Source organism: Peribacillus sp. R9-11, assembly GCF_031345095.1.
Taxonomy (GTDB): Bacteria; Bacillota; Bacilli; order Bacillales; family DSM-1321; genus Peribacillus; species Peribacillus butanolivorans.
This window is the reverse complement of the sequence record NZ_CP133763.1, coordinates 3790442-3804680: the sequence shown is the minus strand read 5'-3', so window position 1 is coordinate 3804680 and position 14239 is coordinate 3790442. Positions and strand designations below refer to the sequence as shown.

Below are 14239 nucleotides of genomic sequence, written 5' to 3'. Positions count from 1 at the left end.
TTAGCTTACCCTCAAAGCAATCAATTTGCGCATTTTTTCTCATATTTCATGAAAAGATTAAAATGGCTCTAGTTTTAAAAGAGTCATAAATGAAAGAGCACCTTTGTTATGCTATAGTTAAATTATAAAGTTTTTGCAACGGAGGTAGGAATGTGGATTTTGTTTTATTAGGTACAGGCGCTGGTGTTCCGGCAAAAGCGCGTAATGTGACGGCAATCGCTCTTCAATTATTGGAAGAACGAGGAACGGTTTGGTTATTCGATTGTGGGGAAGCAACACAGCATCAAATTTTAAAAACGGCAGTTAAACCGCGTAAAATAGAAAAAATTTTTATTACCCATTTACATGGTGACCATATCTTTGGGCTTCCTGGTTTGTTAAGTAGCAGGTCTTTTCAGGGCGGGGTAGAAAAATTGACTGTGTATGGCCCAAAGGGTATTGATGCCTATATTACGACAAGCTTACAAGTCAGTGGCACTCATTTAAAATATCCATTAGAAATTATTGAAATAGAGGAAGGCATAGTGTTTGAGGACGAGCAGTTTACAGTGACTGCTTTGTCTCTTGATCACGGTATTTATAGTGTCGGTTACCGAATTGTAGAGAAAGACCGTCCAGGAAGCTTACTTGTAGATCAGTTGCTTCAGGAAGGTGTGAAGCCGGGACCTCTTTTTAAAGCGTTGAAAAACGGTGAAATGGTCCGACTCGATGATGGTCGCGTCTTGAATGGAAAAGATTATCTTGGTGATCCTCAAAAAGGTCGGATAATCACAGTTCTTGGTGATACAAGAGTATGCAGTAATGCCCTTATTCTTGCTGAATCTGCGGATTTTCTTGTTCATGAAGCTACCTTTTCGGCAGAAGAAACTGAAATGGCATCGGCCTATTTTCATTCGACCACCGTGCAGGCTGCAGAAACGGCGATGAAAGCAGGAGCTAAGCAGCTAATTCTTACTCATATTAGTTCTCGCTATACTCTCGAGGATTCGGAACGGCTAAAAGAGGAAAGTAAGGCAATTTTCGCAAACACGATAATGGCAGAAGATTTAATGGCGATTAAAATTCCCTTATATGTAGAGGAATAGAGAAGCTGAAATCAAAGCGATTGTTTGATATAATAATTCAATTGTTTATTGGATATACAAAGGAGTGTAAAAAATGACTGACCAAAGCAATCTACATACTAAGGCAATGGATTTTCTTTTAAAAACAAGCCGGACTTTTTTCATTCCAATCAGCTACCTTCCAAAGGGATTACAGGAAGCCATTGGAGCTGCTTACCTTTGCATGCGGGCTATCGATGAAATTGAAGACCATCCCGAATTACCTGCCGATAGTAAGATTTCCCTATTACAGACTATCAGTGAGCTGCTTAAGACTGATGATTATAGTGAAAAGGGACTTCAGACCTTGTTTGAACCGTATAAGGACGATTTACCTGAAGTGACCTTGCTTCTTTCGGATTGGATTCAATATTGTCCGCCTAGTGCGACCGCAAAAGTCTTGGGCTCGACACAGGAAATGGCCGAAGGCATGGCAAAGTGGGTTGCGAAGGACTGGCAGATACACAATAAGGAAGAACTTGATGATTACACATATTATGTTGCTGGTTTAGTTGGAGTCATGCTATCTGATATTTGGAACTGGTATGATGGAACTGAAACAGATCGTGATCTTGCTATTGCATTTGGCCGTGGACTTCAAACTGTTAATATTCTTCGAAACCGTGAGGAAGATGCAGAGCGCGGTGTTAACTTTTATCCAGATGGTTGGGGTTTCGACGAGATGCTTGCCTATACGGAACATAATCTTGCATTAGCTGATACGTATATAGCAGAGATTGAAACAAAGGAAATTATCCAATTCTGTAAAATACCATTAGAATTGGCAAAAGCTACTTTAAAAGCCTTGAAAGAAGGAAAAGAAAAAATCGACCGGGCGACTGTTACCAAAATTGTTAACCAAGTCGTCGAACACTGACATTTTAGTATGCTGCTGTGAAAGTAATAATAACTTTCACAGCAGCTTTTTTATTGTTTTAAACATAAAAACTTGTAAAATTCTAAAAAGTTAAAAAATATATTGATATAATTGAGAATAAACGATTATAATTTAGTAAATAAAAGCGTAAGAGCTGCCATCGTAGAAAGGCAGAATCTTAAAATAAGAAAAAAGCGGGGGGAAAATATGAAGAAGAAATTATATTCGACTGCAGCAATGACCTTAGTAGCGGGATTATTACTGGCAGGCTGTGGAAATGACAAAGCGAATGATACTGCGAAAAATGAAAGCGGTAAGGATACCTTCAATATTGGGGTAACACAAATCGTTCAGCATGATTCACTTGATCAAGCATATGAAGGGTTTCAGGCTGCATTGAAGGATAGTGACATCAATGCCAAGTATAATCTTCAGGTCGCACAAGGGGATCAAAACAACAGTCAGACGATTGCCAATAACTTCGTTGGGGATAAAGTGGATTTGATTTTTGCTAATTCGACTCCAAGTGCATTAAGTGCTTTAAATGCAACAAAGGATATTCCTATTGTATTTACATCTGTAACGGATCCAGTCGCAGCGGAACTTGTTACATCCATGGAGAAACCAGGTGGAAATGTGACGGGTACGACGGATTCTCATCCGGAAGCGATTGCAAAGTCTATGAAATTTCTAGCAGAAGAACTTGGCGCCAAAACAATTGGGACCGTTTATAATACAGGGGAACAAAATTCGGTCGTCCAAATAAAAAACGTAAAAGCGGAAGCAAAAAAAGCCGGATTAAAAGTCGTGGAAGCATCTGTCTCGACTTCTGCTGAGGTCAAACAGGCAGCAGAATCATTAATCGGGAAAGCAGATGCTTTCTATATCATTACTGATAATACAGTAGTCTCGGCATTGGAATCAGTCATTTCGGTGGCGAATGATCAAGATATTCCATTATTTGTTGGTGAACTTGATTCTGTGAAAGCTGGTGGTTTTGCAGCCTATGGCTTCAGTTACTATGATATTGGCTATGAGGCAGGGCAAAAAGCGGTTGAAATCTTAAAGGATGGTAAGAAACCGGGAGACATCGCCGTTCAATATCCACAAAAGTTGAAATTGGTTATTAATGAAACAGCAGCAAAAGGTATGGGTGTTGAAATAAAAGAAGAATGGAAAGCAGATGCTGAGTTTGTAAAATAAACTCTGCTTTAGTTCAGGGAAGGAAGAAAAAAATGTTCTCAGCCTTATTCAACTCTTTTGAGTCGGGAATGATTTATGCGATTATGGCACTTGGTGTCTATTTAACATTTAGGATTCTCGACTTCCCGGATATGACAGTGGAAGGTAGTTTTGTGACAGGGGCCTCTGTTGCCGCTATTATGATTGTTAACGGTTTCTCGCCGATTGTAGCCACGTTTTGTGCCATGGTTGCCGGGTTTATCGCAGGGACGATGACGGGACTGCTGCATACGAAAGGGAAAATTAATCCACTTCTTGCAGGAATTTTAATGATGATTGCCTTATATTCTATCAATTTAAGAATTATGGGTGCATCGAACATTCCGTTGCTTTCTCAAACAACAATTATCACGAATATTCAGGATGCTTGGGCTGGCACTGGGTTGGACAATATGTTGAATGGTCTATTATCAATCATGGGCGCTGGTGATAGTTTGCCAAATACATGGGCTATTTTAATTGTGATGCTTATTGTAGCTGTAATTATTCAGGCTGGAATGTCTGCATTTTTAAAAACGGAAATTGGTCTTGCACTACGTGCGACAGGTGACAATGAAGCCATGGTTAAGAGTTTTTCCGCCCATACGGGTAATATGAAGATTTTAGGACTCGCAATTGGAAATGCACTTGTTGCTTTCTCTGGATCTTTAGTTGCTCAATATAACGGTTTTAGTGATATTGGGATGGGGATTGGAATCATTGTCATTGGATTGGCATCCGTCATTATTGGGGAAGCGTTATTCGGTGCAAAAACGATTGCGCGGGCGACGCTTGCAGTTATTGGTGGAGCGATTATATACCGAATCGTCGTTACTTTGGCACTTCGTGTAGAGTTCCTTGATACGGGTGATGTTAAATTAATTACCGCGCTTATCGTGGTTGGAGCCCTTGTTATTCCAAAAATTTCTGATAAACGAAAAGAAAAAAGCCGTAAGAAAAAGCGTCTCAAAGAATTACAGATGCGTCATATCGAGACTTTATCGAAGGGGGGATAAGAATTTGCTGCAACTAAATCAGATTTATAAGGTCTTCAATGAAGGCACACCGGATGAGAAGCTGGCCCTTGGAAATCTTGAATTGCAAATGACAAAGGGGGAATTTGTAACGGTCATTGGCAGTAACGGCGCAGGCAAATCGACGTTGATGAATATGATATCCGGTAAGATTCTCCCTGATGCCGGTGAAGTCATCATTGATGGCGAAAATGTGTCGACAATTGAGGAGCATGCTCGTGCAAAAATGATTGGCCGTGTTTTTCAAGATCCGATGCTTGGTACAGCCCCGCATATGACCATTGAGGAAAATATGGCCATTGCCTATGGCAGAACTAATAGAAGAGGCTTTGGCTTTGGGGTGACAAAAAAAAGGAAAGCACTTTTTAAAGAAAGTTTGAGTACGCTTCATTTAGGATTAGAAAATCGAATGAGTGCAAAAGTCGGATTATTATCGGGAGGGGAGCGCCAGGCATTATCATTGCTGATGGCCACCTTTACCGATCCTAAAATCCTGCTTCTAGATGAACATACAGCTGCTCTCGATCCCTCTAGAGCAGAGCTCGTTACAAATCTGACGAAGGAAATCGTTGAAAAAAACCAGTTAACGACACTTATGGTGACTCATAATATGCAGCAGGCAATAGATCTTGGAAATTCATTAATCATGATGGATAAAGGTCAAATCATTTTTGAAGCAAGGGGCGTCGAAAAGCAGGAGCTTACCGTTGAAAAACTGCTGAACGAATTCCAGCGTATTAAAGGTGAAAAAATGCTCAACGACCGTGCTGTGCTTATTTAAATGATGAAAAGGCCCGGCCCTTAGGTGAAAGTTTAACCTTGGGGCCGTGGCCTTTTTATATTTGAGGTAATTACTAGCTCGGGTTCTTGAACTATTTCTGCCTTCGAAGAGTCATGGGCTAAAGGATGTACATCGAGGTCTAATGGTATTTGTATGATCTTAAATTTGCAGGTAGAAGAAGGAAGGCTATCATATTCTTTGGTATTAATCGTTGACGGCTGTGCTCTTCGAAGTAGCATCACGTTCAGTTATTTCCAAAAATCGTTTTCATGAATGGCCATTTCTTCGTTTTTTTAGTGGCAGCCGTTTCTTCAGCAGCCAGAAAATAATCGATTGGCGGAACTTTTTTTGTTTCTAACTCTTCAATACGTGCTTCAAGCTTCTTAACGAGTTTTTGTAGGTCTTCCATATCGCTTCTGTGCTGTAAAATTTGATAGGAGACAACGTCATCAGCTTTTGTCTTTAGTCCATTTTCAAGCCTAACAATCCTTTCTATCATTCGATCATGTTCTTTATTCGTTTCGGAATGTTGTTTCTGTACTGTTGCCTTTCTAATCTTTTTCTCTGATATGCTGACCTTTTGGAGAATGATTCCTTCGTTCAGCTGATCTTGGACTTTTCTCAATAATGCAATGTCATCGTCTGAAAACTGATAGTGTCCGAGCTGATTTCGTTCTACCTCCATATTCAATTGGGTAACCCAGCGTTGAATCGTACTATGGGAAACGTTCAGTAACCGGGCAACTGCACTTGTATTCATCGAAATTCCCCCTTTTGTGTGTAGAATTCTAGATGGAAGAGGCAATTCCTTTACAGGTGACAAAACAAGTAATCATTCGGCAAAGAAAGTGAATTTCCTACGTAATTTGCATCCATATGGATTATTAAAGGAATCACTTCGGCATTTTATGCTCCTTTTTTAAAGGCTGATAAAGAATGGATTTTGTTATAGAGCTATTTTAGTAACAGTGATGAAGTGATAAAAAAGGAAAAAAATCCTAAGTGTCGAACTATCATATGAAGAAAGAAAATGGGGGGGACAAGTATGAACAGAATAAACCTTATTACTTTAGGGGTTAGAGATATTAATAAATCTCTAAGATTTTATAGGGATGGATTAGGATTCCATACACCATGTAAAGAGGACAATCCTGCTGTTGTTTTTTTTAATAATGCAGGAACAAAACTTGCTTTATATCCTATAGAAGAGTTAGCAAAAGACATTAATGAGAAAGAACAGCCTAAACGGAATGGATTTTCAGGTGTTACCTTTGCTTATAACGCTAAATCAATTGAAGAAGTTGATGACATTATTAAAAAGGCTGAAAAGGCTGGAGGAATAATCGAGAAATTACCACAACGTGTTTTTTGGGGAGGATATAGCGGCTATTTTTCAGACCTCGATGGTTACTATTGGGAAGTTGCGTATTCGGAGGATTGGAGTTTTGATGAAGCAGATATGCTGATTATTAAGTAATAGTTATCAACAATTGAAGGGAATTGGTCCCTTTTTGCTGAGATAATAAAAAACAACGTTTTAGTGTTTCTCTTGTTCTGGTAAATTCCTTAACAGGTACTAGCTCCCTACATAAATAGGCTGTTGGCTTAACACTTCCGATTAGGGGGTGTAAGTCAACAGCCTATTATGATGTGCTTTTTACTGCGGTACTACATACTTGGCGAGCTCTTTGCTAATTTGATTACCCATCCGCTTAGATTGCTCGGTCGCTTCTTCAACACAGGCAATGAACGCTTCCTGAACTTGATGCGCTTGAAGTGCTTTCAAACCGGCTTCTGTGGTTCCGCCCGGTGATGTTACTTCCTTTCGAAGCACGGCAGGAGTTTTCGGTGATTTCTGCAACATCTCAGCCGCACCTATCAGTGTCTGAAGGATTAATTGCTTCGCAGTTTCAGAATCGAGCCCTATTGATTCTGCTGACTTTTCTAATGCCTCGACCAAGTAATAAATATAAGCGGGGCCGCTCCCAGATAAGCCTGTTACGGCATCGAGCTGCGTTTCTTCAACAATGGAAACCGATCCTACCGTTTCAAAAAGGGTAATCGCTGTTTGTAATTGTACTTCGTCTGTATGACTATTCGCTGCAAGAGCCGTTGCTGATCTTCCGACAGCTGCCGATGTATTAGGCATAGCGCGGACGATGGAGACCTGCTTATCGGCAATTCCTTCTAAACTAGTTGTATGAACCCCTGCCACAACGGAAATGAACAGCATTTCTTCGTGAATGTATTCTTTTATTGATTGCATCGTTTCTAAAATATCTTTCGGCTTCACTGCTAGTACGACTAGATTTGCATCTTGTAGTAATTGCTGCAGTGACCTTGTTGCAGTCACACCGTATTGCTTCTTTAAATAATCAAATCGTTCATCATTTGATTTATTTGTAACAAAAATATTTTCTGAGTCAATTACCTGTTGAGTGACCAATCCCGAAATGATTGCTTCCGCCATCGATCCAGCTCCGATAAATGCGATTTTTTTCATATTTCTCGCTCCTTCTGTACATGCTATTTATGGTCCGCTTTTTTTGAAAAGTAAAAAGACCCATCATCCGATAAAGGACGAAAGGTCTAGCTTCCGTGGTACCACCTTTGTTCAACTTTCCATAAAAAATAAATAGAAAAGCTGCACTTGAATCCTCTAACGCGGGATTTACGTCAGGTTTTCCTGAAGGCTCATAAGGTAGGTTCAATAATGAGAGGGCGATGAAGCCTTTCAGCACTTTCCGAGCTTCACTCTCTTTACGCCATCAATAAATTTACTTGGCCTTAATCTCAGCCATTCCGTCTTTAATTACTTGTGATTATGAAGGATGCATCAGTACTCTGTCAATGATAATATATGTTTTAGCTTCAAAAATAATACGTGAATTATGTGAAAATAATGACAATATTTAAGAATACATGTAAAATGGTAATTAAACATTCATTTTCTTGATAAATGGACAGGTTTATCGGTATTGTGTATAAAAAGATTTATATAAATATAATATTTAAGGTGGAAATGATTATGGTGAATTGGAATGGAGATATTGCTAAACTTGCTTTGCCAACGCCGTTTGCAGTTGGCGATGTAAATGTTTATGTAGTTAAAGGGGATGCTTTAACTTTAATTGATACTGGCGTTAAAACAAAACAATCAAAAGAAGTTTTGACTTACGGGCTTGGAGAATTGGGGCTAAAACTGTCTGATATTGAACAAATCATCTTGACCCATCATCATCCGGACCATGCCGGTGCACTCGATTTCTTTGATAAGGAAGTTCCTGTTTACGGACATAAAAATAATCAGCGGTGGCTGACTATCAGTGATGAGTTCCTTGAAACCCATAATCGTTTTTTTCTGGACTATGCTACGAAGTTTGGAGTAGCTGAAGAGTTGAAAAATAATTTGATTCATTACCGCGACGAAATCAAATTCCTTAGTGAAAGAAAGTTACAGGGGTTTTTAGCTGAGGGAGATGAACTTCCTGGACTTCCAGGATGGCGAGCAATCGAGACTCTTGGACATGCACAAAGTCATTTATCCTTTTACCGTGAAAGTGATGGTTTGATGATTGCGGGTGATCATTTACTTGCGAAAATTTCACCTAATCCGTTAATGGAACCGCCTTTACTTCCGGGCGCTGACCGTCCACGTCCGTTACTGCAATACAACGCTTCGCTTCAGAAATTCTTAGGAATATCTATATCCACTGTATACTCTGGGCATGGATCTGAAGTGGATGGAGACGCGGTTGCTGATTTGATTCAATATAGATTTGAGCGGCAGCATAATCGGGCCATGCAGGTGAAAAGTATGCTTCAAGATAAACCTTTATCAGCATTTGAAGTGTGTCAGCAGCTTTTCCCGAAAGTATATCTTCAGGAAGTCGGCCTAACACTATCGGAAACGATCGGTCAGCTAGACTATTTAGAAGATTTAGGTGAAATCGAAACAGAAACTCAATCAGGGGTAATTCTGTATTCAATCGCTTAAACGTTCTCGAGGAGGATAATTTTTTGAATAAGTTGCAAGGGAAAGTTATTGTAATTACCGGGGCTTCCGGAGGGATTGGCAAGGAAGTGGCGATTCAAGCAGCAAAGCAGGGAGGGCGCCTTGTTCTCTTGGCTAGAAGCCTGGATAAATTACATCAGCTAAGGGATGAACTAACTAATCAATATGGTGTTGATGCATATGCATATAAACTTGATGTGGCAGACACCGACCAGGTGGAAATGGTATTTGGCGATATCCATGCTCAAATCGGTGAGGTGGATGTATTGGTTAACAATGCTGGTTTCGGCACGTTTAAAGAAGCCCTGGATACAGAATTAGATGAGACAAAAGCGATGTTTGCTGTCAATGTGATTGGATTGATGGCCTGTACAAAGCTAGTTCTCCCTTATATGAAGCAGCGAAAATCGGGGCATATCATTAATATTGCCTCACAGGCCGGTAAAATTGCCACTCCCAAATCTACATTGTATTCTTCGACCAAGTTTGCGGTGCTTGGCTATTCAAACGCGCTTCGACTTGAACTAATGGAAGATCATGTTTTTGTGACCACCGTCAATCCTGGGCCAATAGAAACGAATTTCTTTAGCATTGCGGATGAATCTGGGACATATGTGAAAAATATCGAAAAATTTATGCTTAAGCCGGGGGATGTCGCAGCCAAAATCGTGGCGGCTATGCTGACTAATAAGAGGGAAATCAACCTCCCTGGCTGGATGGATTTAGCTGGGAAATGGTATAACATGTTTCCAAGAATCACCGAGACTTTTGGGAAAAAAGCATTTTTTAAAAAATAGGCTAAACTTTTGATATCGGGACAAAACGAACGGTGGCTTATAATTAAAAGGGGGACTGTCAAATGACATTCCTCTTTTTTGTATGAAGGAAAGCTAGAAAAATGGAGGAGCTGGGACATAAGTCCCTTTTACAAGAGGTTCAGTTTATTTTCAGATAAATTAGTAACTCTTTTACTGGAAAATTCGTCTATTTTATAGGAGGGATTTTCATGAAGATGATGTTAAACCTTTTTGTATATACACTAGTGGCTTTTATTCTGGGAAGCTGTCAATCCTCTTCGGAAAAAAACACGCAGGAGGCCATTGATAAGGGGGAAGAAGGCTTTATTACGGATCTAGACGATAATCGGATTTTGATTAAAGAGACGTACTACAAGGTAACCAATCGTACATATATACAAGATCAACATGGGAAGGACCTCAGCTACTCGGACTTGGTTATCGGGATGAAAGTAAAACCATGGCATCGGGGTGGTATTAAGAAAACATATCCTGCGATAGCGGAAGCAGAATTGATTCGCGTGCTAACGGACGAAAAGAGCTTGGAGGAACAAAAGACGGTAACTGCTGCAATTGAGCACATGAGCAAAGCGGAAAGTCAGCGATTCATGGTACTTGAAGTCATGCATTTACCTTCAGAGCATGTGTATAATATCGAAATGATGAATCGTTCTAACTTAGATTCATCATTTATAGTGACTGTAGAAGATTTCACGGATGAAATTTTATATATAAAATAAACCGGACAGAATTATATATAAATTCTGTCCGGTTTATTTTTAGGAATTTCTCTATGAATCGGCTGATTAGAACTTAGCCTATGTTCTTATTATCGGATTTTATAAAGTTTTCGCACCTAGGTATTTTGGTTTCCAATAAGAATTATCCATATCAGTGATGGTTATTCCTTTTGAAGACGTAGCACTAATGAATTGACCATTTCCGATATAGATCCCAACATGTGATACTCCTGTTCTTCCAGAAGAAGTATCAAAGAATACAAGATCACCTTTAGATGGTGAAGATACTTTTAAACCAGTATTGGAATAGAGCAATGATGTTGTACGCGGTAAGGTAATTCCTTGTGATTTCTGAAATACATAATAGATGAATCCTGAACAGTCGAATCCAGCTGGTGTTGTCCCGCCCCATTTGTAGGGTTTGCCTATCAAGGTTTTCGCATAGTTTATCATGCTTGTATTATTGACCTTATAAACACCAAGCGCATTAAATGTGCCTCGGCCGGCAATTCCGTCGGCAGTTAACCCTTTAGATTTTTGGAATTTTTTTACTGAAGATGTAGAATAGGTGCCGTAATATGTAGTCAGTGAACCTGAATATGTGAAATAACCTTTAGTTTTTAAAAGTTGTTGTAGTTGTTTGACATCGCTATGAGTCATTCCGGGTCTGAGGGTTTGATCTCCAATATTTGCAAAGGCTTGTAGTGGGGTTAGCATCATTGCAGAAGCAACGGCAGCTGAAGCAATCCATTTCTTCATAATTCTCATTTCCTCTCTCTCTCTATCTTTCTATTGTTCTTAACAATATTATCCTACAATACCATTGTGACAATATGACATATTTTTGATTACAGTTTCATTACAAAAGATGGGCAGTAAGACTAAAATAAGATTAGACTAAAGGCTATTGAAAAGGGATGTTGTTTTAAATGAATAATGGGAATTTAGTTGTATTTTGAATTATTCAAGATACTAATTAATCTATTTTCAAAAAAACTATTTGGTTATAATGTATTTTTATGGTAATTGAGTATTTATTAGGGTTATTTTGTTTTTTGAAGGCGATTACCTTAAAAAGTAGAAATTTGTAATAAAACTTCCATTGAAAGAGAACGTATATTCGGTTAAAGTTATGAATATAATAAAAAGCGAACGTATATTCCTATTAGGGTGAAGAAATGATGGATTATAGGACGATGCCGAAACAATCAATTATGTGTATCGATATGAAAAGTTTTTATGCAAGCTGTTCAGCGGTCATGCTTGGTTTGAATCCACTCGAATGTTATCTAGCGGTGGTTGGTGATTTGAATAGGACGGGTAGCATTGTGCTTGCGGCTTCTCCAAAAATGAAGAGGGAATTTGGTATTAAGACAGGTTCGCGGATGTTTGAGATCCCGAATGATCCAAGAATTGTCCTCGTTGAACCTAAAATGGCAACCTATTTAAGGATTTCGACGGAAATTACCCGCTTGTTCAACCGCTATGTCCCGAAAGAAGCGATTCATGTATATAGTGTGGACGAAAGTTTTGTGAAAGTCGATGGAGCCGCTTCTTTATGGGGAGATACCCGGGTGATAGCTGAAAAAATAAAAGATGAAATCGAACGGGAATTGCAACTCCCATGTGCCATTGGAATTGGGCCAAACATGCTGATGGCGAAGCTTTGCCTTGATTTGGAGGCCAAACATAAAGGGATTGCCGAATGGAAGTATGAAGATGTTCCAAACAAACTTTGGCCGATTTCTCCGCTTCGTGAAATGTGGGGGATCGGAAGACGCGTAGAAAAAACTCTTCATGGAATGGGGATATTTTCGGTTGGCCAGCTTGCCAATTATGATCTTGAATTACTTGAAGCGAAGTTTGGAATTATGGGCAATCAGCTCTACCACCACGCTTGGGGAATAGATTTATCGGATATGGGAGCAGCGATTATTGAAGGACAGGTCAGCTTTGGCAAAAGTCAAATTCTACTGCGAGATTATAAGGAGGAGCATGAGGTCAAGCAGGTCATAGTGGAAATTTGCGAAGAAGTTGGAAGAAGAGCACGTACCCATCGAAAGGCAGGAAGGACGGTCAGTCTAAGCATTGGCTACAGCAAGAATGAGTTTGGCGGAGGTTTTCACCGTTCTCGTTCGATTAACGAACCGACCAACATTACGATGGAGTTATATAAAGTCTGTCTGGAGCTTTTTCATGAGAACTATAATAAGCAAAAAACAGTTCGAAGCATAGCAGTCACGCTCTCAAATATTGTGGATGATAACGAGATGCAGCTGACTTTATTTGACGCTTCGCGCTGGAAAAAACGGGAGTTGGGTTATACGGTTGACCGGATTCGCCATAAATATGGATCAAAATCACTGTTGCGTGCGGTTTCGTATACAGAAGCAGGTACAGCTGTTTACCGAAGTAGGCTGCTTGGTGGGCATAAGGCGTGATAGAAAGCTCAGTAGTGACAAATGATTTTATATAATAATGTCACACAAAATGCAATGGAAAAGTGGGTGTTTCGAGGTGATTCGCGACAGGGGCCGTATCAAATGGGTTTCAATGATGTTACCAGAACATGTAAAATTACTAAGAGAATATAATGAAGGTCTGGATAAAGTCGAAAAGCCGGTTTTAGATGAACAAAAATATGAAGAATTCAATGAAATTATCTGTAGGGCCATGGAAGAGAACATTACCCTACAATTTACTTATTATCAAAATGGTGAAATTAAAAAATTTCTTGGTAATATTCATTATATTGATGGACTAAAAGGAGATTTACGAATTATTAGTCATGCATCCGAGAAGTGTATCTTAAAGTTAGTAAACATTATTGAAATTGAATATTAAGTATGATTTTTGGTTTAATTGCCATTGAAAAATAGGGATAGCCTGTTTTTTAAAACAAAAGGATTGATTAAAACAGGCTATTTCTACGATTTAACCAACTAGATAGTAAGGCAAGTCAAAATTTCATAGCTCCCCGAACGAAAATTCGAATAGCATTCAGGTTATTTCTCAATGAATGCACGCAAATGACTGATAAAGTTTAAAATTTGAAAATGGATTTTCGCCATTTCTTCTACCGTTTGCTCTTCGCAATTATCCAGCCACTCCTGGATTACACCTAAAATGGCTGATGTCATAAAGGCGTGCATATAATTACGAAAAGCATCATTTTGTGCTGCTGGATGTTGACGAATTAAACGTTCTAATAGTATTTCACCAAATACATGCTTCAATTTTTTGGCAAAAGAGGGGTCTCCGTGATCGCCAAGAATGGCACGCAATGCACTGGCATGCTCACTAATGAATTGAAAAATCGCTATAAAGGGTGGATATAGTTGTTGCTGATGAAGGGCTAAAAAAGCCTCTTTTGGTAGAATAGAAGTAATGCGTAATTGAAGTTCTGCTAATAATTCCTGTTGTAAGTGATCCATCAACTCATATTTATCTGCATAATGCAAATAGAATGTACCTCGATTAATGCTCGCGCGATCTGCAATTTTTTTCACCGATACATGCTGAAATCCTTCTTTTTCAACAAGTGCAATAAAATGCTGTTGAATCTGCAGTTTCGTTTTTTGAGCCTTTTGCTCATGAATCGTCGCCATCGAATTTCTCCTTCACTAAACAGTCTTCAAAAATGTGTTGATTGTATTTGACCAAATACTACC

15 protein-coding genes are annotated in these 14239 nt (G+C 39.2%); 11 read left to right on the top strand and 4 right to left on the bottom strand.

Annotation, left to right across the window (positions count from 1 at the left end; genetic code table 11):
- Positions 1-152 precede the first annotated feature (152 nt).
- The 5 genes from rnz (at position 153) to RE409_RS18435 (ending at position 5016) form a co-directional block, all read left to right on the top strand.
- Positions 153-1085, top strand: a complete 933-nt coding sequence (rnz, locus tag RE409_RS18455) for a ribonuclease Z (protein ID WP_201185723.1) — start codon at positions 153-155, stop codon at positions 1083-1085.
- A 73-nt stretch (positions 1086-1158) separates the two neighbouring features.
- Entirely contained in the window at positions 1159-1980 is an 822-nt protein-coding gene (locus RE409_RS18450) for a squalene/phytoene synthase family protein (RefSeq protein WP_201185722.1), read from the top strand.
- 207 nt (positions 1981-2187) lie between these two features.
- Positions 2188-3183 carry an ABC transporter substrate-binding protein gene (locus tag RE409_RS18445; protein ID WP_057217394.1) on the top strand — a complete coding sequence of 332 codons (996 nt, stop codon included), beginning with the start codon at positions 2188-2190 and terminating at the stop codon, positions 3181-3183.
- Positions 3184-3215: 32 nt separating this feature from the next.
- Positions 3216-4217: an ABC transporter permease gene (locus RE409_RS18440; protein WP_309557879.1), complete on the top strand. Its 1002-nt coding sequence runs from the start codon at positions 3216-3218 to the stop codon at positions 4215-4217.
- Between the two features lie 4 nt (positions 4218-4221).
- Positions 4222-5016: an ABC transporter ATP-binding protein gene (locus RE409_RS18435; protein ID WP_053346875.1), complete on the top strand. Its 795-nt coding sequence runs from the start codon at positions 4222-4224 to the stop codon at positions 5014-5016.
- Positions 5017-5260: 244 nt separating this feature from the next.
- On the opposite strand, the gene RE409_RS18430 is transcribed toward RE409_RS18435, so the two are convergent.
- Positions 5261-5776 (bottom strand): MerR family transcriptional regulator, encoded by a 516-nt coding sequence (locus RE409_RS18430; protein WP_053346874.1) that lies wholly within the window; start codon positions 5774-5776, stop codon positions 5261-5263.
- Positions 5777-6061: 285 nt separating this feature from the next.
- Here RE409_RS18430 and RE409_RS18425 point away from each other — a divergent pair, with 285 nt between their 5' ends.
- Positions 6062-6493, top strand: a complete 432-nt coding sequence (locus RE409_RS18425) for a VOC family protein (protein WP_056525245.1) — start codon at positions 6062-6064, stop codon at positions 6491-6493.
- Positions 6494-6673: 180 nt separating this feature from the next.
- Here RE409_RS18425 and proC read toward each other — a convergent pair whose 3' ends face one another.
- Positions 6674-7519, bottom strand: a complete 846-nt coding sequence (proC, locus tag RE409_RS18420) for a pyrroline-5-carboxylate reductase (protein ID WP_201185720.1) — start codon at positions 7517-7519, stop codon at positions 6674-6676.
- Positions 7520-8044: 525 nt separating this feature from the next.
- Here proC and RE409_RS18415 point away from each other — a divergent pair.
- From RE409_RS18415 to RE409_RS18405, 3 genes are all read left to right on the top strand, one after another.
- Positions 8045-9013: an MBL fold metallo-hydrolase gene (locus RE409_RS18415; protein ID WP_201185719.1), complete on the top strand. Its 969-nt coding sequence runs from the start codon at positions 8045-8047 to the stop codon at positions 9011-9013.
- Between the two features lie 23 nt (positions 9014-9036).
- The gene (locus tag RE409_RS18410; protein WP_053346869.1) at positions 9037-9828 is read left to right on the top strand and encodes an SDR family NAD(P)-dependent oxidoreductase; all 792 of its coding nucleotides are present in this window, start codon (positions 9037-9039) and stop codon (positions 9826-9828) included.
- Between the two features lie 209 nt (positions 9829-10037).
- Positions 10038-10568 carry a hypothetical protein gene (locus tag RE409_RS18405; protein ID WP_201223728.1) on the top strand — a complete coding sequence of 177 codons (531 nt, stop codon included), beginning with the start codon at positions 10038-10040 and terminating at the stop codon, positions 10566-10568.
- Positions 10569-10667: 99 nt separating this feature from the next.
- Here RE409_RS18405 and RE409_RS18400 read toward each other — a convergent pair whose 3' ends face one another.
- Positions 10668-11336 (bottom strand): C40 family peptidase, encoded by a 669-nt coding sequence (locus RE409_RS18400; protein WP_309557878.1) that lies wholly within the window; start codon positions 11334-11336, stop codon positions 10668-10670.
- A 410-nt stretch (positions 11337-11746) separates the two neighbouring features.
- On the opposite strand from RE409_RS18400, the gene RE409_RS18395 reads away from it, so the two are divergent.
- Both RE409_RS18395 and RE409_RS18390 read left to right on the top strand, forming a co-directional pair.
- Positions 11747-13009, top strand: a complete 1263-nt coding sequence (locus RE409_RS18395) for a Y-family DNA polymerase (protein WP_201185715.1) — start codon at positions 11747-11749, stop codon at positions 13007-13009.
- 115 nt (positions 13010-13124) lie between these two features.
- The gene (locus tag RE409_RS18390; RefSeq protein WP_242485395.1) at positions 13125-13412 is read left to right on the top strand and encodes a YolD-like family protein; all 288 of its coding nucleotides are present in this window, start codon (positions 13125-13127) and stop codon (positions 13410-13412) included.
- 161 nt (positions 13413-13573) lie between these two features.
- Here the strand turns inward: RE409_RS18390 and RE409_RS18385 are convergent, their stop codons facing one another.
- Positions 13574-14176, bottom strand: a complete 603-nt coding sequence (locus RE409_RS18385; RefSeq protein ID WP_098176785.1) for a TetR/AcrR family transcriptional regulator — start codon at positions 14174-14176, stop codon at positions 13574-13576.
- Positions 14177-14239 lie beyond the last annotated feature (63 nt).

Bases quoted from the DNA above. Each gene is read 5' to 3' on its own strand.
- RE409_RS18390 (WP_242485395.1), top strand. From the start codon at position 13,125: ATGTTACCAGAACATGTAAAATTACTAAGAGAATATAATGAAGGTCTG.
- RE409_RS18430 (WP_053346874.1), bottom strand. From the start codon at position 5,776: ATGAATACAAGTGCAGTTGCCCGGTTACTGAACGTTTCCCATAGTACG.
- proC (WP_201185720.1), bottom strand. From the start codon at position 7,519: ATGAAAAAAATCGCATTTATCGGAGCTGGATCGATGGCGGAAGCAATC.
- RE409_RS18395 (WP_201185715.1), top strand. From the start codon at position 11,747: ATGATGGATTATAGGACGATGCCGAAACAATCAATTATGTGTATCGAT.
- RE409_RS18450 (WP_201185722.1), top strand. From the start codon at position 1,159: ATGACTGACCAAAGCAATCTACATACTAAGGCAATGGATTTTCTTTTA.
- RE409_RS18445 (WP_057217394.1), top strand. From the start codon at position 2,188: ATGAAGAAGAAATTATATTCGACTGCAGCAATGACCTTAGTAGCGGGA.
- RE409_RS18415 (WP_201185719.1), top strand. From the start codon at position 8,045: ATGGTGAATTGGAATGGAGATATTGCTAAACTTGCTTTGCCAACGCCG.
- RE409_RS18405 (WP_201223728.1), top strand. From the start codon at position 10,038: ATGAAGATGATGTTAAACCTTTTTGTATATACACTAGTGGCTTTTATT.
- RE409_RS18385 (WP_098176785.1), bottom strand. From the start codon at position 14,176: ATGGCGACGATTCATGAGCAAAAGGCTCAAAAAACGAAACTGCAGATT.
- RE409_RS18425 (WP_056525245.1), top strand. From the start codon at position 6,062: ATGAACAGAATAAACCTTATTACTTTAGGGGTTAGAGATATTAATAAA.
- RE409_RS18440 (WP_309557879.1), top strand. From the start codon at position 3,216: ATGTTCTCAGCCTTATTCAACTCTTTTGAGTCGGGAATGATTTATGCG.
- RE409_RS18400 (WP_309557878.1), bottom strand. From the start codon at position 11,336: ATGAGAATTATGAAGAAATGGATTGCTTCAGCTGCCGTTGCTTCTGCA.